This window comes from Desulfosporosinus orientis DSM 765, from assembly GCF_000235605.1.
Lineage (GTDB): Bacteria > Bacillota > Desulfitobacteriia > Desulfitobacteriales > Desulfitobacteriaceae > Desulfosporosinus > Desulfosporosinus orientis.
The window spans coordinates 4,109,361-4,132,935 of record NC_016584.1 but is presented as its reverse complement, the minus strand read 5'-3'; the positions used below and the strand labels follow the sequence as shown (position 1 = coordinate 4,132,935).

The following is a 23,575-nucleotide window of genomic DNA, read 5'->3' as shown; positions in this document are numbered from 1 at the left end:
AAAAATTCTTTAATAGATCCCGATCAACTTGAAATATAAATATTCTTAATAAAATCTTTGAACAACATAGCATGTTGCAAATAACGATTGGTTGAATGAAATAAGGTATAGAAAGGAAGAGCCTATGAATTATTTTGATATGGATCAAACCGAAGAGAAAATTTTAGATAAGCTAAGCAGAATGGCGGAAGAAAGCGGATTTATTAAGCCTGAGTTATATCGCAAGTATGAAGTTAAGCGGGGGCTGCGGGATCTAGATGGAAAAGGCGTGCTTGTAGGGCTAACTGAAATTGGAGAAGTTCATTCCTACATTATGGATGAAGGTGAAAAAGTTTCTGTTCCTGGCCGTTTGATTTACCGAGGCGTAGATATAAGGGATCTTGCCAAAGGGTTCATTGAAGATGACCGTTTTGGTTTTGAAGAAACAGCTTATCTATTACTTTTTGGAAACTTGCCTTCTCAAAATGCTCAAAAGGAATTTGAGCTGCTTCTTGCCCAATATCAAAGATTACCTGAAGATTTTACTCGTGATGTCATCCTAAAGGCACCCAGCAAAGATATTATGAATACGCTGGCAAGAAGTGTCTTGGCCTTATACTCTTATGATGACAACGCAGACGATACATCCATGCAAAACGTTTTAAAGCAGTGTCTTAAATTAATAGCCTGTTTTCCGTCATTGGCTGTCTATGGCTATCAGGCATTCAGTCATTACCATGGAAATCAAAGTCTCTATATTCATAGTCCGCGGCAGGGTTTGAGTATCGCTGAGAATATACTTTCTATGTTGCGGCCGGATAGCAGCTATTCTAAGCTAGAAGCAACTTTGCTTGACTTGGCTCTTGTCCTCCACGCCGAACATGGCGGGGGGAATAATTCTTCCTTTGTTACTCATGTTGTCACTTCAACGGGAACGGATACTTATTCTGCAATTGCTGCCGCCATTGGCTCTCTTAAAGGTCCTCGCCATGGAGGTGCGAATATTAAAGTCGTCCGGATGTTTGAAGATATGAAAGAGAAGGTAAAGGACTGGGAGGACGACCAAGAAATTGAGAGATATTTAACCCAAATTCTCTCTAAAGATGCCTTTGATCGGGCCGGTTTAATTTATGGAATTGGGCACGCAGTGTACTCCATATCGGACCCGAGGGCGGTAATTCTTAAAGGATATGTCGCTCAACTGGCTCAGGAAAAAGGGTTAGAAGAGGAGTTTAAACTATATTCTAAAGTAGAGACACTAGCGCCTCAAGTTATAGCAAGGTTCAATACCATGTATAAGACGGTTAGTGCCAACGTGGACTTCTATTCTGGTTTTGTTTACAAAATGCTTAATATACCTGAAGAAATGTTTACACCTATCTTTGCAATCTCTAGGATTGTGGGTTGGAGTGCTCACAGGATTGAGGAAATTGCCAACGTCGGTAAAATTATTAGACCCGCTTATAAAAGTGTTGCAGCCCGAAGACATTATACAAAGATGAGTGAACGATAATAGAAACGAAGAATCCCTATACAAAGAGGAGCCTTAAGCTTCTCTTTTGTATTTCTGCCCTTACCGAATTATATTGAATATTTATCCTATAATGGTAAATACCCTCTAAAATTTATTGAAGCTTAGCATTATTAAAAAGAGGAAAGACAGGTTTTTTGTTGAATATATGTGGAATCAAATAAGAATGAGGCGTTGATGATGGATAAAAAACTTAACATTCCAAAGTCTACTTTGAGCTATGGGACGCGAATCAAATTGCTTCTGGGGTTTCTTGCAGTTTTGGCTTTAACAATCCTTGTTGGGGCGGTAGGCTATTATGGTGTTTATAAAATTAATAAAGAAGCGGAAGATATAGGCGAACACTGGTTGAATGGAACCAGTGCCTTATCTCAAGTCATAGAGGACACTGAAGACACTCGACGCTATCTTTTGGGTGGGTTTCTGATGCGTTCAGATGCTCAGGCCTTCCAAGAATATAGAGCCCGATTTTCCATAGTAAAGGTAAAATGGGAGCAAGATTTTGTTGAGTATAAGAAGTATGTAACCTCTCCTGATGGAAAAGCACGAAGCGAGGCAATGAGGCAATCATTTGATAAGTACATGGATGATGCAGAGCAAGTTTGGATGCTGACTCAGGTAGGAAAAGATGTTGAGGCTAGGAGTGTATTAACTCAAATAAGTAAGGCTAGTTTTGATCAGGTGCTTAAGGATATGGAAGCTCAGATGAATTATATGGCTGATGGAGGAGGTCAAGCAACTCTTCATGCACAGACTACGGAAAGCTCTATTATAAAGCTTCTTATCGCTTTTGTATTATTATCGGTGATAGTCGGGGCAGTCCTAGCGATAATGTTGGCACGCCATATTAGTAAACCGCTTGCTGCGGTAACGAAGGTTGCTCAGGCTGTTGCGGAGGGTAATTTGAGTATTTCCATGCCCGAGATCAAGAACAAAGACGAAATCGGAATTTTGTCTCGAGCAGTCAGCGAGATGTTGAATTCCTTGCGTTCAGTTATTAGTGAAGTTATAACTCAGTCTGAGAGTGTTGCTGACACGAGCCAGGAATTATCCGCTGCCTCAGAGCAGGCAACGGCGTCGAGTGAGCAAGTATCTGAAACTCTCAGTCAGGTTGCTGCAGGTGCTACGAACACTGCAGTTTCAATAGGAGAAACAGTGAGTGTCATTGAAGAATTGTCTGCCAATGCTCAACAGGTGGCCGCCAATGCGGAAAGTGTCAGTCAAAGCAGTGGCAAGGCAGCACAGGCAGCTGAGTTTGGGGCGCTGCAAGCTGAAAATGCTGTCAGCAAAATTGAGGCCATTCGAGAAGTTTCCAATCAATCAGCGGAAGTGATTTTTCGTTTAGGGGATCAATCAAAACAGATCGGACAAATTGTGGATGTCATTAAAGGAATCGCCGATCAAACAAATCTACTTGCTTTAAATGCCGCCATTGAAGCTGCAAGGGCAGGGGAACAAGGACGGGGATTTGCCGTTGTGGCTGAAGAAGTACGCAAGTTGGCAGAACAATCATCCAGTTCCACAATTCAAATTGAAACCCTCATCGGCAATATTCAGCGTGATACTGAACACGCTGTTGGAGTTATGGAAAAAGGAAAGGCTGAAGTAAAAGACGGTGTCGACGCAGTTAATACAGCTGGAGATTCTTTTAGAACCATTGTCGAGGAAGTTAATAAAGTTGTCGAACAAATTCAGCAGATAACAGAAGCAACGAAGCAGATGGCTATTGGGACTTCCTCAGCCGCCAAGTCAGCAGAAAATATCAATGTGATCTCTCAGCAAGCGGCTGCAAGTACCCAAGAAGTTGCAGCATCGTCTGAGGAACAGGCTGCATCCATGGCAACAGTAAGTCAATCGGCTGAAACTCTGGCTCAACTTGGCAACCGTCTTATGAGTGCCGTTGCCAAATTTGAACTCTAAAATCAAAATCCGAATCCTAATTCAGTTTAGGGTTCGGATTTTTTAGTATGAGCCCGATTTCTGCCCATGCATATATGTATTTTGGCAAGGATTTATCAAGATTTGTCAAAGAAGTTTATAAAGCTTGGGTTATAAAGATGTCACAACAAAATCAAATGTTAAAATAAGCAGCTAGACAAGTTTTACGCGAAATCGACAAATGGGTTGTGAGATAATAGATAGTAAAGAGGGTTAATATCACTTCAATAAAAACTTGACAAGGGAGGTCACTGAAGATTTCAGTAATTGTTTTGCTCTTGCAAGGAATACCGAAAGGCGCAGCATTCACAACGCTGGCTTTTGTGATTTTCAGAATCCTCTAAAACTTGAGACTATTCTCTTGAGCGGGATGTTAATTGATATCAGTGTCTACATAGTAAGACTGTTTCCTATACCTTTAGGTTTGCATACTATTTTGGCTATATTTATATTATTCTTGATATCAAGTATTTTGAGCAGGGGTGATGTCGGGCAGTCCTTTATAGTAAGTCTGTTGAGTTTCATAATTCTAATACTACTCGAGACTGCTTGCTTTTCCTTATTACCGATGGTTATTAATATTACACCTAAAAGTTTAACTCCGCACCATGCAGTTACGATTGTCTTGGGAGATATTCATGTTCTTCTTTTATTTGCCTTATCTTTTTTAGTTAATTAAAATTCGTAAACGATATTGGCTTTATATTATGAGTTTTACTCGCAATTTCCGCATAAAGGACTAAATCATATTATAAAATACTGTTCTCGTTAAAGTTTCGTGGAGAGGTTGTGTAATTTATAGATATTCCATTGCTTGCTTTGATTTTTCAAGGAATACCAGAACAAATTGCAATGGTAACCCTAGCTTTTGTTATTGCTAAAATTCCCTTAAAATGGGGAAAAATTATTTTGCTTGGCATAAGCCTGGCTCTTATCACGTATGTCGTAAGAATGTTTATCCCTTTTGGGGCTCACACTCTTTTGATAATGATTGTATTGTTTTTAGCCTTAACGATACTGGGTAAGGGAGAATTGAGTTTATCTCTTATTGCAAGCCTGACTAGCATTTTAGCATTAGTGATCTTTGAGTTTGCCAGTTTATCTTTACTAATGTTCATTACAAATGGGACACCTGAAACACTATTCGCTAATCCGCTGAAAAGAACTATAGTAGGGGAGCCTAATGTACTGTTTTTGTTTATTACTGCTTTTTTATTAAACAAGTATACGAAAAAAAGGGTGATCTGATGAATTTTTCTGAAAATATTAGTAATAAGCTTACAGAAGTAATCGTTAGTGAATTAAACTATGATGAAGATAAAAAGGAAATTATAGCCTATGCCATTGAAAACGTACTATTTACTTTTTTGGGCTTAGTTTCGATAGTATTTTTAGGATATCTTTTTGATTCTTTAATACCAACAGTAATCGCAGCATTTTTTGGAGGTACATTGCGAAGAGTATCGGGTGGAGCGCATTTCGACACCCCTTTAAAATGCTTGGCTGTTGGTTCCTTAGTGTATAGTTTTCTTGGGGTTCTAGCTAATCAACTTGCAATTCGGGGCTTTAATCATAGATCATATCTTTTGGTTGCCGTGATTATTTCCCTTTTTCTTGTGTTTAAATTTGCCCCTGTTGATAGTGAAGCAAAACCAATCAATTCAGGCAAGTTAAAGTTTAAACTTAGGGTTTTGTCAATAGGCTTTGTAATAGTTTCATTTATTTTGATTGGCATTGCTAATAATTCTTTATTTTGCATCAGTACAACTCTAGGTATTGCCTACCAAAGTATAACTTTAATTCCCATTTTCAATAAAGGGGGGAGGTGATTAACGTGAAAAAATATTTTCTTGCTACTATTGCCTCGTTACTTATGCTGATGGCTAGTGCAACCTCGGTTTTTGCGTGTACATTATGGATGTATCAACCTAAGACACCTAGAGCATTGCAAAAATGATTGGAAAATTGCGAATAGGCTATAAAAGCTGGGGTAAATCCCAGCTTTTATAGCGTGGGTAGTTATTATTTGGAATATTTGGAGGAAAAATTTGATGGGTTTTAATATTCGAACTTATCTAAAAAGTCAATCCATAATCCAATTAACTCTATGGAGTGTGATTATTAGCATTTTTTCTTTCCTGGTTATTTTTGTTGTCTTTTATGGAGAGAATTTTTGGGAAAAACAAACCCTTAAATATAATTATGATTTATTATTAAATGCTTCTAGTGTTCAAGCTAAAATACAAGCAAATATTACTCCCATAGAAACCATAAAACGAGATATAAATTCAACGGAGGCGGATAAACAATCCAAGATAAGAAATATTGTCAATCCAATGCTTAATAATCTTAATAAAAATGATTTTCTTGTAGGTTATTATGATAATGAATTAAATCTTTTAGTTAAAAACAGAGATGATGAAAATATAACGTTTGAAGAAGCTGATTCCGGGGCATTATCGCTAAAAGAATTATTGAGTGGAGCTGCCGGTAAGAAGGGAATCAAAGTTATCCTTCCGATTTTTAATGAAGGAATTACCGTCGGCTATGTTTGGGCCTATACTCATAATAAAAATTTAATTTTAATGTCATTTAACGAGTTGACGGCAATCATTATTCTAGCCTTAACTGTATCTGCAATTATAATTATTTTTATAAGGAAGCATATGAAAGAAATTGAATCTTATATGGGGGAATTTTGCAATATAATCTGTAATAATGATAGCCAGCAACATGAAAATATTTTAATAAAACTACCGGAATTAAAACCGGTTTTAAATAAAATAACTTGTTTTACAAATGATTTGAAACAGATGAATTTAACTTTGGAAATATCTCGTCTGAACATAATGAAAATTATGGAGGGTATTTCAGACGGTTTTTATGCTCTGGATCGTGACTGGAAATTTACATTTGTCAACCATAGAATTAAACTTGTAACCAATAGTGCGGATTTGGTGGGAAAAAGTATCTGGGAGGTATTTCCCGAGGTTGTCAACACTTTAACCTATGAAAAAATGCAGGCAGCTATGGCTCACAATGAATCGGTTCATTGGGAAGCGGGAGGGTTGGCAAATCCCGATCAAAAACATGAATTTCACGCCTATCCTTATAAGGAAGGGTTGACCGTCTTTTTTAGAGATATAACGGAGTCAAAGCGACAACAACAAGAATTAGGCCGGTTGGAAAGACTTAATTTAATTGGGCAATTAGCAGCAGGAATCAGCCATGAAATTAGAAATCCTCTGACCACAGTTAAAGGCTTCCTGCAGTTTTTTGGCACTAAATCCCAATATGGGAATGATCAAGAATATATGGAATTAATGATCTCTGAGATTGATCGAGCTAATACGATTATTACTGATTTTTTATCTTTAGCCAAAGCAAACTCGGATAATATGAAAACACAAAATCTTAATGAGATTATTAATAAAGTACTGCCAATGCTTCAGGCGGACGCTTATAACAATAATAAAGAGGTCATTGTTGATTTAAATATCTTGCCGGATATTTTAATTAATGAAAATGAAATAAAACAGCTGATTTTAAACTTAGTGCGCAATGGCTTGGAAGCCACGGATGAACATGGACAAGTCAGGATTAGTACCTATTTAAATGAGGATAAAGTGGTTTTGGCCATCAAGGATCAGGGTCAGGGGATCCCTCAGGAAGTTCAAGAAAAAATAGGAACTCCGTTTTTTACGACCAAAGACAGCGGAACCGGTTTGGGGCTAGCTATTTCTATGGGGATTGCTCAGAGACACGGAGCGATGTTCGAATTCAAGACAGGTCCCCAAGGAACCGTTTTTTATACCATGTTTTCTATTCGCAACCATATGTGATTATCCCAGGTCGAAAAGCTCTTTTAACTCTTCTTCACTCAGCTTGGAAAGCATGGTTTCTCCAGGCTGAATGACGGAGTCAATAAGGGCTTTTTTTTGATTCTGCAATTTTTGAATTTTTTCTTCGATGGTTCCTTGGGCAATGAGTTTAATGACTTGAACAGAGTTTTCTTGTCCAATCCGATGAGCCCTATCAGTTGCCTGGTCTTCAACGGCCGGATTCCACCATGGATCATAGTGAATCACCATATCTGCGCCGGTTAAATTCAATCCGGTTCCCCCGGCTTTCAGTGAGATCAGAAAAACCTTACCTTGTTGGGAATTGAAAGCATTGGCCATGGACATTCGTTCCGAAGCTTTGGTAGAACCTGAAAGATAGAAATACTCAATATTCTCAGAGATAAGATGGTCTTGAATAATATCGAGCATGGTTGTGAACTGTGAAAAAATAAGGATTCGATGACCGCTGTCCAGAGCCTCAGCTAAAATTTCCTGCAAGAGGAGCATTTTGCCGCTTTCTCCGGTATAGTTTTCAATGAACATTGATGGATGGCAACATATTTGCCGAAGTCTGGTTAACGCTGCTAAAATTTGCAGGTGGCTTTTATTAAACCCTGCAGAAGCAATTTCTTGAGAAATTTTCCTGCGTGCTTCTTGTAAATAGGCCAAGTATAATTTCTTTTGTTCTTCGGTCATTGGAGCATTCAGTTGGCTTTCAATTTTATCCGGGAGTTCTTTCAAGACATCCTTTTTGAGGCGTCTCAAAATAAAAGGGCTGACATGACGGCTTAATTCAGCAGTCATTGCTGAGTTTTCCTCTTTAATAATGGGAATTTCGTATTTTTTGCGAAAGTCTTGTTGAGAAAGAAGATAGCCTGGCATGATAAAATTGAAAAGGGACCAGAGCTCAGTAAGAGAGTTTTCAACGGGCGTTCCAGTCAGGGCAAAGTAACCCTTAGCCTGAATCTGTTGAGCAGATTTTGCATTAAGTGTTTGTGGGTTTTTCGTGTGCTGGGCTTCATCCAAAAAACAATAGGAAAATTGGATTTTGCTGAACTGATCAATATCCCTCCTCAAGATAGGATATGAAGTAACAACTATATCCCATTGTGATTCCAGGGTTGTTAAAAGAGCAAGTCGTTCTTGAGGAGTTCCCTCCACAATGAGAACTCGCAAAGAAGGAGTGAACTTTTTGGTTTCTTCCTGCCAGTTGTAGATTAATGAGGTTGGGGCGACAACAAGCACAGGGTGCAGGTGATTATCCTCTTGCTTTGCTGACAAGATGAAGGAGAGAACTTGTAAGGTTTTACCCAGTCCCATGTCATCGGCGAGGATACCTCCCAGCCCGTACCAGGTTAAGGTTTTCAGCCATTTGAAACCGGTTTTCTGATAATCCCTCAGGACAGGCTGCAGTTCGTCTGGAACTGCAAATTCACCATCTTGGGGTTCGAGAATATTTTGAACCAATTCCCTGAAAGCATGGTTTTTGTCCAGTCCTGTAAGGTTGGCTTGACGAAGGAAACTGTCGATATATAAGGCCCGGTATTTTGGCAAAGAAATGGTGCTGTTATTCAGGCTGCTGGAGTCCAGGTTTAAGTTATTGATGAGTTCAGCTACAGCTGTAAATTCTTGTTGGCTTAAATCAAGAAAGGAGCCATCTCGGAGACGGTAGTATTTTTTCTTTAACTTAAGGGAATCGAAAATCCTTACTAATTCATCAGAAGGAATATCTGAATACTGAAAGGATACTTCCAGGATGTCCAAGGTTTCATTGAGGCGCACATAACCGGAAAATGTGGTTGAGCTGCGAAGTTTAAGCTTGAACTGATCTGAATAGTACAGTTCGGCAAGATTTTGCAGCTGAGGCAGCCATTTAACCGTAAAATTAAATATTTTTTCATCGTCTTCCAGATGAATGCCTCCCCGGGAAACCATGAATTCAGCTTGCTCAAAAATCCTTAAGATGTTGCGTTCCTGTTCTAAGGAACGAATTAGGATAAGATTACTCTCCCTTCCATCGCTCTTATCTTTGCTTGAAGCAAAGGGATTGATAACCGTTTCGCCATAGTGAAATTCCAGACGAGCTGTGATACCCAGATCTGAGGCACGGTCAAAATAGATCTTGGCTTTTAAGTTTTCATAGGCGAACTTGCTTTCGAGAATGGGTTCAACGGAAACTTGCCCAAGTTTCTTGATTTGGGGCAGCGCCTCTGAAGCGAAAAACTCTTTCTGTTCAGAGGGGATAAAGATATGATTAGACATTCTTTTCTGAAGTGCGGTAATAATGGAAGGAAGCAAGTCTTTTTGTGTTGCCGTGGCCATATAAATCTCTTGCTTGTAGATAAAATAGTTCCCGTCAGGTGTTAGTAAAAGGGGAAGCTCATCGCTGTCAACGGCGAGAGTAAGATTTTGATCCTGGGTTCTTAAGGAAAATTCTATTGGCAGCCCATCTCGGATTATTTGGGCAGGTTTTGGTGGGGTTGACTCTAACCCTATAAGAAATTCTTTATCCCCTAAAGCGTCTAAAAACTTGGAAAGGTAATAGCCCGTTAAAGGCAAGGACTTGGTATTTAAAACAGCCGCAGAGTAATAAGGTCCCTGTATCTCCGCTAAGGAAGTATGCTGATCATACATTTCTTGGAGCATAGCAATAATAGGACGGTCCTCTGGGCAGAAGGACTGCCTTGTTGGCTCAAAGGTGAATTGCTTTCCGAATTCCAGGGATTGACCGCTTCTAATGGATCTTAATAGTTGTCCGATATCCTTTACCACATAGAGACGCTGAAGACCGAGTTTAAGCTGTAAATGGGCAGAAAGCCTTTGGCTGGGTGAAATATAAAGTTCTATGTTCACCGTCAGTTTTTCACTCAGGGATTCGGGGGTATGGCTGGCAAAAACTGCGAAGAGGTCATCAAGAAGCTGGTTTTGATTTGAGGCAGCCGGCCAGACTTTGGGTAATCGCTCTTGAGCGGTTTTCATGACGGCAATAACATGCTTACAGGCACCAGAATATTCTGTAAAGGCTGGACAGCTGCAGCGGTAAGAACGCAGCGATCCATCCTCTTCAAAGGCCAGCTGTACAGTATACCTCAAACCACCGATTACCGATGCCGCTACAAGCCTTTTATCTGGTGAGAACATAAAGCGGATGACTCGGCCAGCCATGTGGTAAGATAACCCTTTTCTATAGGCGCGATCATTATGAGCAAGATCGATAATGTCTTGTTCGGATAGCAAAAAACGAAGAGACATAATAAACTCCTTTAGAACCTAATTTTTTGTTTCTAATATAATCAAGGAGATCAATTAAGAATACCATAGTTGGACTTTATCGTCTAATTTGGAAGTAGTGGATAATACCACAATTAGGATATAAAGTTTGATTATATGATAAAATATGACATAAAATCTGGTTATAATGGATTATGTTGTAGTATATTGTATGCTAAAGAGGTATATGCTATAATGTTGTCAAAATTTATAATACATATAAAATAATATGTACGTTAAAAGTTCAATGAAGAGCTTATGCGATAAAGGCAAACTCCGCGAAAGCTGGGGACGCAAAGCCACGGGTCTTAGCATGATTGGGTGAAGACAGCCGGGTTACCGAAAAAATTGTTTGTCGCCGTAAGGCGATTTTTTATTTTGGCGGGATGAGTGCATAATCAGGAAAGTACTCATATTCACAAAAAGGTTTTAAAGATTATTGAAGGAGGTTAATTAGGATGGTTTTCAGGGATATGAAATTAAGAAACAGAATCATGATTTCTACCGGCTTTGTGGTCATAGTTTCCTTTGTTATTGTTATTTTTCTTGTCGGGATAAAAGCGCAGACAATGGCCAAAACATCAGCTTATGAAATTGCCGACCGGACTGCAGAGCAATATGCCAGCCAAGTAACAAACGAATTAAACTCATCGATGGATGCTACGAGGACTTTGGCCTCAACGTTTAAAGGCATGAAAGAAACGAATATGGTCCAGCGAAGCTCGATGAATGCGATGATTGTGGATGTCCTCAAAGATAATCCCAAATTTATGGCAACATGGACCTTATGGGAACCCAATGCTCTTGACGGAAATGACAGCGCTTATGTTAATCAACCCGGTCATGATGCCACAGGGCGATTTATCCCCTATTGGAACAGAGGCAATGGGGAAATTACCCTTGAAGCACTGGTTGATTATGATAAGCCAGGTGCTGGGGATTACTATTTAGTACCTAAAGAGACGAAAGAAGAGACACTCGTTGAGCCTTATGATTATCCTATTAATGGGAAAACCGTCTTAATCACGAGTGTTGTAGTCCCCATCATCAATGCTCAAGGTACATTTCTGGGTGTCGCAGGGACGGATTTAGAGTTAAGTGCCATACAGAAAATGATTGCTGGGATAAAACCTTTAAAGACGGGAAGCGCAAGCCTTTTTTCCAATAAAGGGGTCTATGTGGCGGATCCGGATTCGGAGAAGATTGGGCAGGATGTAGGAGATGTGGCTGTGAAGGAAGCTATCTCCAAGGGCAGCGTTTATTCTGTAACGGATGATAATTATTACAGAGTCTATGCACCTATTAAAGTCGGCAATTCTACCACGCCTTGGTCGATTATGATCAGTGTGCCCATGTCCACAGTACTGGAGCAAGCAGATTCCATACGTAATTTTTCCATTTTAGTAGCATTAGTTGCTATTTTAGCTATCGGCATAGTTCTGTTTATCGTGTCCAGCAATATTACGAAGCCCATTGTTCATACCAGTAAAGTCCTGAAGGATATTTCCGAAGGTGAAGGGGATTTAACACAACGATTAGAGAATCAAGGAAAAAATGAGGTTGGAGAGTTGGCCAGCTACTTTAATCGCTTTATAGAAAACATACATAGCATTGTCAAAGAAGTTAGTGTTACTGCGGAAAACTTAGGGTCGACTAGTGAAGAATTGTCCGCAGCCGCAGAGGAGGCAACGGCTTCCAGCGAGCAAGTTGCCAATACTTTAGGTCAGCTTGCCGATGGTGCTAGTGAGCAGGCAATAGCCGTAGGTAATACCAGCAAGGTTATTGAACAGCTATCGGTCAATGCTCAACAAGTTGCTGAGAATGCAGAAAATGTAAATCAAAGCAGCAGTAAAGCCGCCCAGGCGGCAGAGGTGGGAGCTCTGCAAGCTGAAAATGCCGTACAAAAAATTCAGCAAATCCAAGAGGTTTCTGAACAAACGGCAGAGGTCGTTAACCAGTTGGGACAAAAATCTACAGAAATTGGTCAGATTGTGGACGTTATCAGAGGTATAGCGGAACAAACCAATTTATTGGCTTTAAATGCCGCCATTGAAGCTGCCCGTGCCGGTGAGCAAGGAAGGGGGTTTGCCGTAGTAGCCGAAGAAGTTAGAAAGCTTGCAGAACAATCCTCTTCTTCCACGGCTCAAATCGCCACCCTCATTGGCAATATACAGCGTGAAACAGAACGAGCTGTCGGTGTGATGGAAAAAGGAAAAGTAGAGGTAGCGGCGGGAGTTCAGGCCGTAAATCAAGCAGGTGAATCCTTTCAAACTATTGTTGGTGAAGTGAATAGTGTTGTAGCGCAAATCAAGCAGGTTACTGACGCGGCTCAGCATATGGCAGCTGGGATTTCCGAAGCCGTTCACTCCGTCGAAGGCATTGGGGTTATTGCAGAGCAGAGTGCGGCCAGTACCCAGGAGGTTTCAGCTGCTTCAGAGGAACAATCGGCTACGATGAGTACCGTTAGTCAGTCAGCAGAAAATTTGGCAGATCTTGGCAGAAACTTGGGTCGGCTTGTGGGTGAATTTAAATTATAATGTAATCTCAAAATAGCTCTAGTCGATGAAAAATCCGATTCCCCAAACAGAGGAGTCGGATTTTTTGTAGTTTGTAAAGAAATGTCGATTAATACATGATTTTAGATAGAGGAAAATAGTTAAAGGTGCAGAATCAAACTAAATGAGGTGATTGACTACAAAAGCTTAGGGGGAATGTTCGTTGCTTATTACCTGCGATAATAGCGTACAAATGGGCTATATCTACCTCATGCCTAATGAAGCGGCTGACGAGTGCACTCTTGACAAAAGTGATATTGGCCTTTACTATGACTTGAATAGTCTCAGCATCCCAAGGATAAAATGGCTGAGCATGGGTCAAAATTTGAATCAAATGCCCTTGGCAACAAGGACCTATCGAGAAGCAGTCGATAAAGCGTTCTATTGTGAGTATTGGAACGATTTGGATAATGAAGGCTATATGATGGGAGTTGAATTATATCTGCCGGAAGAAAGTTTTGTAACTCTGGTTGCTCATCAAGCTTTTAAACTCTACGACATTCGCTGGCGTAATTGTGACTTTAGAGTGCTTACCTTGGAAGCTTATCATGACGTCTTTAATAAACGCAATGTTATTTATCCTTTAACTAAGGAAAAGGATGCCTTTGTAATATTAGGAATTGACCCTGTAACCAAAATTGCCAAAGTTATGGCTCTCATTTCCGCTAGAGACGATATTTACCCCATTGATTACATGCGCAAGCCGCTGTTTATTCTCGCTAATTCCAGTCGCTATTATAATGAAGTCAGCAGTATGACGTGATGATGTGTCCGTGCTGAGCATCCAGGGACTATAAGAGGCTGCCATTAAACTTCGGTTTGTGGCAGCCTTACGATTTCTGCGGATACTCAACTTTAACCTAAACTTTACAGGACAGTAATTTCTTATTAACAATTGCCCGGTATAATGAGCTAAGAAAACACTGGAACTATTGAAAGGAATGAGGTGCATGATGGAATTGTTAGTTGATTTGCATACCCATACTACTGCTAGCGGGCATGCGTATAGTACAATTACGGAAAATGCTTTGGCAGCTTCGCGACGAGGAATCAAATTATTGGGAATGACAGACCACGGTCCAAGTATGCCGGGTGCTCCTCCCCTTTATCATTTTGATAACTTATCTGTTCTTCCGGAGGAATTGTATGGAGTGAGAATTCTGCCGGGAGTTGAAGCAAACATCATCAATTTCGAGGGAGAGTTAGATATGCCTCTAACCTATTTAAGGCAGCTAAAGCTCATTCTCGTAGGATTACATCCTGTTTGTTATCCTGGAGGCACATGTGAAGAAAATACCCAGGCTTATATAAAAGCCATGGAAAACCCATATACAGATATGATGGTTCATCCGGGACGGCCGGATTTCAGCATGGATCTTGAAAGAATCGCCTATGTTTCCGCTGAATTGAATATCCCTGTAGAGATTAATAACAGTTCTCTGTCAACTATTAGAGAAAAGGGTAAGGCGAAAGAAAATTGTCGTTCTATGGCCCGTTACATGGCAAAATATCATGGCCCTGTAATATTGGGAAGCGATGCTCACTTCTGGGACCGGGTAGGAGAGTTTTCTGAAGCAAGGGAATTAATTCTTGAAACTGGAATTTCAGAAGATCAGATCCTTAACACCTCTCCTGAACGAGTTTTAGACTATTTATCCACCCGGAGAAAACGTCGATCGGATCTTAATACCGCTTCGAAGTATCAATTAAGTATTGCCTGAAAACAACACTGCAAATATAAAAAATAATCTCAATAAGCAAGGAATTCTGAGCGTTCTCTTCACTGTCCTAAGTGGAGTGGAACGCTTTGTCTTGTTGATTGCCAATTTTTAAGGAGCAGGGCGAAAATCTTAGAGCCTTGCTTTTATGCTCAGAAATCTTTAAAATTGGACATGACTTCTATATAGGGTTAACAGCATCGTGAAAACAAAAGGTCAAAGTGAATGAATTTTACAAAGTTTGAAGGAATACGCTGAAATCTAACGAATTATGAAAGAACGGAAATGAAACACAGAAGAGAGGTTCGAATAGTATTATGTTGACTGTGGAAAAAATTGGCGGCACATCCATGCTGCAATTTCAAAATGTCCTTAAGGATATCATCGGGTATCCCGGTTCTGAAGGGTTTCGTTATGGAAGAGTATTTGTTGTCTCCGCCTATGCTGGGATAACCAATATGCTTCTCGAAGATAAAAAGACCAAAGCCCCTGGGATATATCAACGGTTTATTAAAGGGGAAGATTACGAATCCGCCATGGATGAGTTGTTAAATACAGCTTTAGAAATCAATAGTAATTTTGTAAGCTTAGGTCTCGATGCCAAGATCTGCCGGAATTTTATGGTGGAGCGAGTGGAGCAAACCAAGGCTTACCTAAACAGTATGGAAGATATTATTGCTTCCGGTTATGTCGGGCGGGAGAGCATCTATTCTGCTGCGAGAGAACTCCTGGCTTCCATTGGCGAGGCTCATTCGGCCTTTAATACTGTTAATATACTGCGCAACAACTCAATTCAGGCAAAACTAGTTGACTTGACAGGGTTCCGGGATCCTAAGCAGCTGTCAATCAGTGAAAGAATTGAAAAGTCCTTTAAAAATGTTGACACTGATAATGCCATTATTGTCGCCACAGGCTATACCAAAGGAATCGAAGGAATTATGCGTGAATATGAGCGAGGCTATTCAGAAATAACCTTTTCTAAAATTGCCACTCAGCTTCATGCCGATGAAGCAATTATCCATAAAGAGTTTCATTTATCCTCTGCCGATCCCAAAATAGTGGGCGTGGAAAAAGCCATTCCTGTAGGCAGGACCAATTACGATGTGGCGGATCAGCTTGCGGACATAGGCATGGAAGCGATTCATCCCAATGCGTCGAAACCTTTGGAGATGGCTGGTATAAACCTGCGTATTAAAAATACCTTTGAACCGAATCATCCCGGTACAGTTATCTCAAATGATTATATCGGACCTCAAGCAAAGATTGAAATAATTGCCGGTTCGGACAAAGTTGTTATTTTGGAGATTCATGATTCGTCAATGGTCGGCGAAACAGGTTTTGATCTGGATATCATGAGGAAGTTTAAAAACTACAATATAAGCTACATTATGAAAACCACCAATGCCAACAGTATCTCCCTAGTCATCTGGGAAGCGGATTTTGAGGATGCTTTGGTAGAGGATTTAAAGGCAGATTACAGAACCGTAACCGTTCAGGAAGCGGCCATTGTATGTGTGATCGGCTCAAATATTGCCATGCCCCGGATTCTGGCTAGAGCAGCCAATGCCTTAGCTAAAAATGAAATTAACATTAAGTGTGTGTCTCAGTCCCTCCGTCAGGTCAATATGCAATTTGTCATTGACCGTACCATGTATGCTACAGCCATCAAATGTTTAAACGAAGATTTATGTTGGAGGAATCATGTGTCAATGGGGGAATACCTGTGTCGGTAGAAGCAGTAGCGGCTTTTTTAAAAGAAAAGAAACCAGAAATCACAATTTTAGAATTTGAGGATACCAGCACAGTTTCAAAGGCAGCCGATTCTTTGGGTGTATCGCCGGGAGAGATTGCTAAATCCTTGCTTTTCAAAGTTAAAGAGGACTTTGTTATGATCCTGATGGCTGGAGATAAACGTTTGGACAATCGAAAGTTCAAAGAAATCTTTCACGCTAAGGCTAAAATGCCTGAAGGGGAAGAGGTTGCGGCTGTCACGGGGCATCCCGTAGGAGGGGTTTGTCCTTTCGGGCTAAAACAGCCGATACCCATTTATTTGGATTATTCTCTGCAAGCTTACCCGCAGGTTTTTCCTGCTGCAGGTGCCTCGAACACAGCAATTAAGCTGAATCCTGAAGAATTGCAGGCCTTGACTGACGGACAGTGGATCGATGTAATTCAAAGCTAGGATGGATTGTAAATAGCGGCAGAGATTTCGGTTGTGAAGAGCCGAAATCTCTGCCGCTATTGTCGTCTATCGTTTGACCATTTCTTTTCTAAGGACTATTATTAAGAAGTCAAGCATGAAAGTAACAGCAGGAAGGACTTCAGGAATGGGATCACATATTTATAGCAAGCAGAATGTTTCAGCAAGTTACTTAACCAATAAATATTGGGTTATTGTCATAGCTCTATTTTGCTCAGTTCTTTGGGGAAGCGCTTTTCCCGTATTAAAGGTGAGTTATCTGGAATTAGGCATCCAGCCCGATGACCGCTCGGCCATCATTGTCTTCGCTGGAGTGAGATTTTTTTTAGCCTCAATGATTATCTTTTCCATAACTGTACTGGGATTTCGTCAGTCTCCGAAAGTAAGGGGCAGGGTCTTGCCCCAGCTTTTATTATTAGGTATTCTTCAGATCAGTTTGCAATACTTTTTTTTCTACAATGGTTTGGCTCATACCTCTGGGATGAAGGCTGCAATTTTATCTTCGGCGAGTACTTTTTTTGTGGTGGTTTTGGCCCATTTTGCCTATGCAAATGATCGTTTGGACTACCGGAAAGTCATCGGTTTAATCGCCGGCTTTGCAGGGATTATTTTTATAAATTCAGGTGAAGACTTTAGCTTGGAGTTTTCTTGGCTTGGGGAAGGATTTATGATTCTATCCGGTCTCGTCAGTGCGCTGGGTACTATCTTAGCAAAAAGGATTTCTCAAGAGGTTCACCCTTTTGTCCTTACGGCCTGGCAGATGCTGTTGGGATCCTTACTCCTGATTATGGCGGGCTTGCCCGGTTTGAGACCTCATACCCTGAACGTAACTCATACAGCCCTGATTCTTCTTGTCTATTCTGCTTTTTTGTCGGCAACAGCTTTTTCTTTATGGTATGCAATTCTCAAATACAATAAGGCTGGAGAAATCAGTGTTTATAAGTTTATGACCCCTGTTTCAGGTTCCATTTTATCGGCCTTGCTGATTCCTAAGGAACATTTGTCAGCGAATATGTTTGTGGCTTTGCTCTTGGTAGCCCTGGGTATTATTGTAGTCAACCATCAAGGCAAAAGCAGAAAGACAACCCCTTAAACTGCGAAGGAGGTCTGTATGGAGATTATTGGCAAGATCATGCTCTATGTTATCATGATCTGTTGTATCTTAGGAGCCTTGGCTTCAGCAATTAAAGAGGAATCGGGACTGGGTAAGGCCTTTGAAGAAGGATTGCAAACTGTCGGGACTTTATTCATGCCCTTGACAGGGCTTATGATATCCGTGCCCTATCTGACTCGATTTACCCAGAAAGTCTTTGGAGAGCTCTATCATAGAATTGGGGCAGATCCGGCGATAGCAGCAACGACCTTTATCCCCAGTGATATCGGAGGTTATTTATTAGCCCATCAAATAGCTGAAACACCGGAAAACTGGATTATGGCTTTAGTTGTCGGGTATATGGCGGCACCGGTCATTTCCTTTAATATACCGGTGGGCTTGGCGATGTTAGACAAGAACGATCACGGTTATTTGGCCTTAGGAGCTATGTCGGGGATTATTGCTATTCCCTTGGGGGTATTAACAACCTGCCTTATTCTCTTTATAACCAGCCCAGCAATCAGGACGGCTTTTTCTACCATTGGTCCCGCAACCTATCATCTTACTTTTCAATTAAGCAGTATTTTTCTAAATCTAATCCCATTGAGCATTTTTTGCCTTTTACTTGCTTTAGGGCTCAGGTATTTGCCTAACAAGATGATCAAAGGATTCATGGTCTATGGCAAGGTGCTGATGTCCACCTTAAAGATGATTGTTGCTTTCGCCATTGTTGAATATTATACGGGTTTTTTCAGTAAGTTTTTAGGGGGATGGGGTTTTAGCCCTCTCCTAGCAGATGAACAGGAAAGTTTCAGAGCCATTGAGCTGTTGGGGACGATTGCCATGATGCTGGCCGGAGCCTTTCCCATGGTCTATTTGATTCAAAAATACTTGCACAAACCTTTAACAAAACTGGGCAGTTTAGTTGGCATGTCGTCAGTAGGAAGTGCCGGCTTGCTTGCGGCGTCAGCCAATGCTTTGGCCATGTTTAAAATGATTAAGGAGATGCCGGCAGGGGACAAAATTATGTGTATTGCCTACAGTGTATGTGCAGGCTATTTTCTGGGGGACTTTTTAGCTTATTCAACTAATTTCCAGCCTACGTTAATGTTTCCCATACTGGTTGGGCAATTTACGGGAGGCCTGGCGGGTATTTTGGTGGCTAAAAAAATCGCCCTGCCTTTGGCCCAAAGTGTCGGGCCTCAGAATTTTCCCGGGGATGATAAAACCTTAAGCACAAAGATCTAATTGAACCAGTGCCAAGGATAAGAATAAAAGATAGGAAGTATGTTATGGGTAAGACATTAGTATTAACAGAGAAACCATCCGTTGGTCGGGAAGTTGCCCGAATCCTCCATTGTAATCAAAAAGGAAAAGGCTGCTTTATAGGTCCGAATTATGTTGTCGTATGGGCCTTGGGGCATTTAGTGACCCTGGCAGATCCGGAATTATATGATGAAAAGTACAAAGACTGGAAAATGGAAGATTTGCCCATGCTTCCGGATAAGATGGAATTAGTGGTCATGAAAGAGACGGCTAAGCAATTTGGTGTGGTTAAGAACTTAATGAGGAGTCAGGAATTTTCAGATCTTATCATTGCTACCGACGCCGGGCGGGAAGGAGAGCTGGTGGCCCGCTGGATTATTAAGAAAGCCGGCTGGAAAAAGCCTCTCAAGCGTCTTTGGATTTCCTCACTAACGGAACGAGCCATTAAAGAAGGGTTTCAGCATTTAAAGCCGGGCAAGGAATACGAAGCACTTTATGCAGCCGCTGAATGTCGTGCTGAGGCGGACTGGTTAGTGGGTTTAAATGTCACCAGAGCTTTAACCTGTAAATACAATGCCCAGCTCTCGGCGGGCCGGGTGCAAACCCCTACTTTGGCAATGATTGTGGAACGGGAGCAGGAGATAAAAAACTTTGTTCCCAAGGACTATTGGACGATAAATCTGCGGGCCCGGGGTTTTAACTTGCGCTGGCAAGACTCTAATGGGCAAACGCGTATTTTTGCTAAGGAGAAAGCGGAGGCCCTGGCAGCAAAACTAAAGGGACACTCAGGAGAAGTGGTTGAGGTGAAAAGGGACGCCAAAAAAGAATTGCCTCCCTTGGCCTATGACCTCACGGAGCTGCAGAGGGATGCCAACCGTAAATATGGGTTTTCTGCCAAAACAACCTCGTCTGTGATGCAGCAGCTCTATGAAAATCACAAACTGGTAACCTATCCCCGTACGGATTCCCGCTATATTAGTGAGGATATGGTATCCACCTTGCCGGAACGCCTGAAAAGCATTGCTCTTGGACCTTATGTTAATTTAGCCCGAGGTATTTTGCGGAATAAACCCATAGTAACCAAACGGTTTGTCGATGGCTCAAAGGTATCTGATCATCACGCCATTATCCCCACAGAACAGCCGCCTGCTTTATCCAGACTCAACTCGGAAGAATTGAAAATCTATGATTTGATTGTCAAACGGTTTCTGGCTGTACTGTCTGCCCCCTTTGAATATGAACAGACCTTGGTTAAAGTAGCTGTTCAAAAGGAAGTTTTTACGGCTAAAGGCAAAATTGTCAAGAAACTTGGCTGGCGAAGCGTTTACGAAGGGCAGGGGACTTGGGATGATGACAGTGACGATGGAGAAAAGGAAGCAGAGCAGACTCTTCCGGAAATCAGCAGGGGAGAGATTCTCTCTAACTTATCCGTTGATTTAGCTTCTGGGAAAACCAAGCCACCGTCAAGGCACACGGAAGCAACCCTTCTTTCGGCCATGGAGCATCCCGGAAAGTTAATAGGGGACCAGAAGCTGCGGGAGGCCATGGAGCAAAGCCACGGACTGGGTACCCCTGCAACCCGTGCCGAAATCATCGAAAAGCTCTATAATTCCTTTTATATGAGCCGGCAAGGGAAAGAAATCGTTCCTACGTCCAAAGGGATTCAATTGATTGGCTTGGTTCCTGCCGAATTAAAGTCGCCGGTTTTAACAGCTAAGTGGGAGCAACAGCTTACGGAAATCAGTAAAGGTAAGGTCAACAGTCAAGCTTTCTTAAAAGGAATCAGGGGTTATACCATTCAATTGGTATCCACAGTTAGTGGAAGTACTCAGACCTTTAAGCATGATAACTTAACGAGGAATAAATGCCCGGAGTGTGGAAAATACCTTTTACAAGTCAAGGATAAAAAAGGTGAGATGTTAGTTTGTCAAGACCGTGAATGCGGCTATCGCAAACGACTGACCCAAATCTCCAATGCCAGATGCCCGGAATGCCATAAAAAGCTGGAGCTGAAAGGGGATGGAGAGAATAAGTTTTTCTCCTGTGTGTGCGGCTACCGGGAAAAACTGTCCGTCTTCACCAAACGACGGGAAGCAGAAAAAGGAAAAATGAATAAAAAGGATGTCAGCCGCTATTTGCATAACCAAAAGGACGACGGCCCGATCAACACGGCTTTGGCCGATGCCCTAGCGAAATTCAAGAAGCAGCAATAGGGTAATAAAACGTCCTTAACAATAATGGAACCGGCTATCAAGGATAGGGTGTTGGCGGAGACCCCAAGTTAATTTCAAAATTCGGCTGTTTTAGATCTTACTAATCCAGATTAGTAGATTCTTAAACAGCCGAATTTTTTAACTGGAGAGAAAGTTTTACCCTTGTGCCAGGACTGCCCGGAGGCAGATACTGCCTGCATGCAGTGCCTGATGGCCTGTGCAGCTGTTTCAGATCCCCTTATACTGGTTGAGTTTATAATAAAGGGTTCCCCGGGAGATCCCCAGGAGTTTGGCGGCAGCAGTCTTGTTGCCGTTGGTTTTTTCTAACGCCCCTCTAATCTGTTCTATTTCCTGGCTATTCCCCCTGGCGGGGAAATCCCGTCTTAAGAAAGTCGAAGATAAGGCGGAGGCTGAAGCAGCTAAAGAGGGGCTGCAGGAGGAAAGGCTAGGCGGCAGGTACTGAGAATTCAAAATCTCTCCTTCAGCCAGGATGGCCAGCCGTTCAATGACATTGCGCAGTTCACGGATATTGCCGGGCCAGTCATAATTTAAAAAGTTGAGCATGACTTCGGCATCAAGAGCAGGAATGGGTTTGTTGTATTTTAGAGTGAACTCTTGAAAAAAGGTCTGAACCAAATCGGGAATGTCCTCTGTCCGTTCACGAAGCGGAGGAATTTCCAGAGTAATCACATTCAGACGATAGTATAGATCTTCACGAAACTCTCCGCTGACAATCATTTTCTCCAAATCCCGGTTGGTAGCCGCTACAATGCGGGCATCCACGGTCAGAGGTTCCGTTCCTCCCACCCGGTAAAAGCGCTTATCCTGCAAAACCCGCAGGAGTTTGACTTGGAGTTGGGTGGGCAGCTCCCCAATCTCATCTAAAAAGAGAGTGCCGCCGTGAGCCAGCTCTAATTTTCCCGGTTTGCCTTTGCGTTCAGCTCCTGTAAAAGCTCCTCCTTTATAACCGAATAATTCACTTTCGAAAAGAGCTATGGGGATCGCTCCGCAGTTGACAGCGATAAAGGGCTTATCAGCCCGGGGGCTATGTTCATGAATTGCTTGGGCGAAGAGCTCCTTGCCCACACCGCTTTCTCCGGTGATGAGGACCGTTGCTTCACTGCCGGAAACTTTGCGGGCTACAGAAATAGTTTGCTGGATAGAAAGGCCTTTGCCGATGACTCTGCTGAAAGGATCCTTAGAAGGCCCGGCTTTATGTTTAAGGTCATGCAATTGGGAGCTGGCATGGGATAACTCTTCATTGAGGCGAACTACTTGAGTAATGTCCTGCTCCGCTGAAATGGCTCCTACGATCTTATCCTGGAAAAGGACTGGGGAAGCGTTGATTTGTACATGAGTCTCCGGCCGGGGGCGGTGATAGGCCTGGCGGATAGGCCCTCCCTCGTCAAGAATGGCCAGTGTGGCTAAGGCTGTACGCTCAAAGAAATTGGTGATGGGTTTCCCTGTAATAGCTTGTTCTGTAATAGAATACATGCTTTGAGCTTTCGCATTCCAATGAGTGACAATCCCATCCTGATTAACTACGGCCACAGCTTCGTTGACAGTATCCAGTAAGGTGTTATAAAAAGCATTCAATACGTTCCAGGATTCCAGCAGCCCTTCCAGAAGATGGGCAGGGGTGACAACCCCTTCGATCTCTCCCCAGGCATTGATCAAGATGATGGGACGGAGCTGTCCCAGGTGCTTTTGACAAAAACTGACGATGTCCACATCGGATCTGAGGGTGATTGGCGGCGTCCAGGGAAATTCGCTGAGTAATTGATCTGTGGGGGTAAGGAAGAGCGCTTGCTCTTTAGTCAGAACCCCGAGAATACGCTGGTTGGACTTGACGATTAAATGATGAGTAAGTGCCTGTTCTAAAGTATCTTTCAATTTCTGAGCTGCCGAGACAACGATAACATTCTTGTCGATGATTTTGGTCAGGGATAGAGATGTCATAATATCCACTC

At 41.8% G+C, this 23,575-nt stretch carries 16 protein-coding genes and 1 riboswitch; of the genes, 14 read left to right on the top strand and 2 right to left on the bottom strand.

Features of this window, described 5'->3' with window-relative positions:
* Window positions 1–124 precede the first annotated feature (124 nt).
* From DESOR_RS19255 to DESOR_RS19230, 6 genes are all read left to right on the top strand, one after another.
* A complete protein-coding gene (locus DESOR_RS19255; RefSeq protein ID WP_014186259.1) occupies window positions 125–1,492 on the top strand; it encodes a citrate/2-methylcitrate synthase in 1,368 nt (455 codons plus the stop codon).
* Window positions 1,493–1,690: 198 nt separating this feature from the next.
* Window positions 1,691–3,430 (top strand): methyl-accepting chemotaxis protein, encoded by a 1,740-nt coding sequence (locus tag DESOR_RS19250; RefSeq protein WP_014186258.1) that lies wholly within the window; start codon window positions 1,691–1,693, stop codon window positions 3,428–3,430.
* Between the two features lie 828 nt (window positions 3,431–4,258).
* The gene (locus DESOR_RS19240; protein WP_242832362.1) at window positions 4,259–4,696 is read left to right on the top strand and encodes a hypothetical protein; all 438 of its coding nucleotides are present in this window, start codon (window positions 4,259–4,261) and stop codon (window positions 4,694–4,696) included.
* Entirely contained in the window at window positions 4,696–5,277 is a 582-nt protein-coding gene (locus DESOR_RS19235; protein WP_014186256.1) for an accessory gene regulator ArgB-like protein, read from the top strand. Before DESOR_RS19240 ends, DESOR_RS19235 begins: the two co-directional genes overlap by 1 nt.
* Before the next feature lie 5 nt (window positions 5,278–5,282).
* Window positions 5,283–5,405: a cyclic lactone autoinducer peptide gene (locus tag DESOR_RS28290; protein WP_014186255.1), complete on the top strand. Its 123-nt coding sequence runs from the start codon at window positions 5,283–5,285 to the stop codon at window positions 5,403–5,405.
* A gap of 94 nt (window positions 5,406–5,499) precedes the next feature.
* Window positions 5,500–7,290: a two-component system sensor histidine kinase NtrB gene (locus DESOR_RS19230; protein ID WP_014186254.1), complete on the top strand. Its 1,791-nt coding sequence runs from the start codon at window positions 5,500–5,502 to the stop codon at window positions 7,288–7,290.
* On the opposite strand, the gene DESOR_RS19225 is transcribed toward DESOR_RS19230, so the two are convergent.
* Entirely contained in the window at window positions 7,291–10,542 is a 3,252-nt protein-coding gene (locus DESOR_RS19225; RefSeq protein ID WP_014186253.1) for a DEAD/DEAH box helicase, read from the bottom strand.
* A gap of 276 nt (window positions 10,543–10,818) precedes the next feature.
* Window positions 10,819–10,904, top strand: a riboswitch (cyclic di-GMP riboswitch).
* Window positions 10,905–11,018: 114 nt separating this feature from the next.
* On the opposite strand from DESOR_RS19225, the gene DESOR_RS19220 reads away from it, so the two are divergent.
* The 8 genes from DESOR_RS19220 (at window position 11,019) to DESOR_RS19185 (ending at window position 21,605) form a co-directional block, all read left to right on the top strand.
* Window positions 11,019–13,097, top strand: coding sequence for a methyl-accepting chemotaxis protein (locus DESOR_RS19220; protein WP_014186252.1), 2,079 nt, complete (start codon window positions 11,019–11,021; stop codon window positions 13,095–13,097).
* A 211-nt stretch (window positions 13,098–13,308) separates the two neighbouring features.
* Window positions 13,309–13,878 carry a hypothetical protein gene (locus DESOR_RS19215; protein WP_242832361.1) on the top strand — a complete coding sequence of 190 codons (570 nt, stop codon included), beginning with the start codon at window positions 13,309–13,311 and terminating at the stop codon, window positions 13,876–13,878.
* A 190-nt stretch (window positions 13,879–14,068) separates the two neighbouring features.
* Entirely contained in the window at window positions 14,069–14,836 is a 768-nt protein-coding gene (locus tag DESOR_RS19210; RefSeq protein WP_014186250.1) for a phosphatase, read from the top strand.
* A gap of 314 nt (window positions 14,837–15,150) precedes the next feature.
* Window positions 15,151–16,566 carry an aspartate kinase gene (locus DESOR_RS19205; RefSeq protein ID WP_014186249.1) on the top strand — a complete coding sequence of 472 codons (1,416 nt, stop codon included), beginning with the start codon at window positions 15,151–15,153 and terminating at the stop codon, window positions 16,564–16,566.
* Complete coding sequence (locus tag DESOR_RS19200) at window positions 16,557–17,015, top strand: YbaK/EbsC family protein (RefSeq protein ID WP_014186248.1); 459 nt, start codon at window positions 16,557–16,559, stop codon at window positions 17,013–17,015. The genes DESOR_RS19205 and DESOR_RS19200 overlap by 10 nt, the downstream gene beginning before the upstream one ends.
* A gap of 145 nt (window positions 17,016–17,160) precedes the next feature.
* On the top strand, window positions 17,161–18,126 hold the full coding sequence (locus DESOR_RS19195) for a DMT family transporter (RefSeq protein WP_014186247.1): 966 nt from the start codon (window positions 17,161–17,163) through the stop codon (window positions 18,124–18,126).
* 18 nt (window positions 18,127–18,144) lie between these two features.
* Window positions 18,145–19,374, top strand: coding sequence for an ethanolamine utilization protein EutH (locus tag DESOR_RS19190; RefSeq protein WP_014186246.1), 1,230 nt, complete (start codon window positions 18,145–18,147; stop codon window positions 19,372–19,374).
* Between the two features lie 44 nt (window positions 19,375–19,418).
* Window positions 19,419–21,605, top strand: coding sequence for a DNA topoisomerase III (locus DESOR_RS19185; protein ID WP_014186245.1), 2,187 nt, complete (start codon window positions 19,419–19,421; stop codon window positions 21,603–21,605).
* 228 nt (window positions 21,606–21,833) lie between these two features.
* On the opposite strand, the gene DESOR_RS19180 is transcribed toward DESOR_RS19185, so the two are convergent.
* Window positions 21,834–23,564, bottom strand: a complete 1,731-nt coding sequence (locus DESOR_RS19180; RefSeq protein WP_014186244.1) for a sigma-54-dependent Fis family transcriptional regulator — start codon at window positions 23,562–23,564, stop codon at window positions 21,834–21,836.
* Window positions 23,565–23,575: the final 11 nt, after the last annotated feature.

Bases quoted from the DNA above. Each gene is read 5' to 3' on its own strand.
- DESOR_RS19255 (WP_014186259.1), top strand. From the start codon at position 125: ATGAATTATTTTGATATGGATCAAACCGAAGAGAAAATTTTAGATAAG.
- DESOR_RS19250 (WP_014186258.1), top strand. From the start codon at position 1,691: ATGGATAAAAAACTTAACATTCCAAAGTCTACTTTGAGCTATGGGACG.
- DESOR_RS19235 (WP_014186256.1), top strand. From the start codon at position 4,696: ATGAATTTTTCTGAAAATATTAGTAATAAGCTTACAGAAGTAATCGTT.
- DESOR_RS19230 (WP_014186254.1), top strand. From the start codon at position 5,500: ATGGGTTTTAATATTCGAACTTATCTAAAAAGTCAATCCATAATCCAA.
- DESOR_RS19225 (WP_014186253.1), bottom strand. From the start codon at position 10,542: ATGTCTCTTCGTTTTTTGCTATCCGAACAAGACATTATCGATCTTGCT.
- DESOR_RS19220 (WP_014186252.1), top strand. From the start codon at position 11,019: ATGGTTTTCAGGGATATGAAATTAAGAAACAGAATCATGATTTCTACC.
- DESOR_RS19215 (WP_242832361.1), top strand. From the start codon at position 13,309: ATGGGCTATATCTACCTCATGCCTAATGAAGCGGCTGACGAGTGCACT.
- DESOR_RS19210 (WP_014186250.1), top strand. From the start codon at position 14,069: ATGGAATTGTTAGTTGATTTGCATACCCATACTACTGCTAGCGGGCAT.
- DESOR_RS19205 (WP_014186249.1), top strand. From the start codon at position 15,151: ATGTTGACTGTGGAAAAAATTGGCGGCACATCCATGCTGCAATTTCAA.
- DESOR_RS19195 (WP_014186247.1), top strand. From the start codon at position 17,161: ATGGGATCACATATTTATAGCAAGCAGAATGTTTCAGCAAGTTACTTA.
- DESOR_RS19190 (WP_014186246.1), top strand. From the start codon at position 18,145: ATGGAGATTATTGGCAAGATCATGCTCTATGTTATCATGATCTGTTGT.
- DESOR_RS19185 (WP_014186245.1), top strand. From the start codon at position 19,419: ATGGGTAAGACATTAGTATTAACAGAGAAACCATCCGTTGGTCGGGAA.
- DESOR_RS19180 (WP_014186244.1), bottom strand. From the start codon at position 23,564: ATGACATCTCTATCCCTGACCAAAATCATCGACAAGAATGTTATCGTT.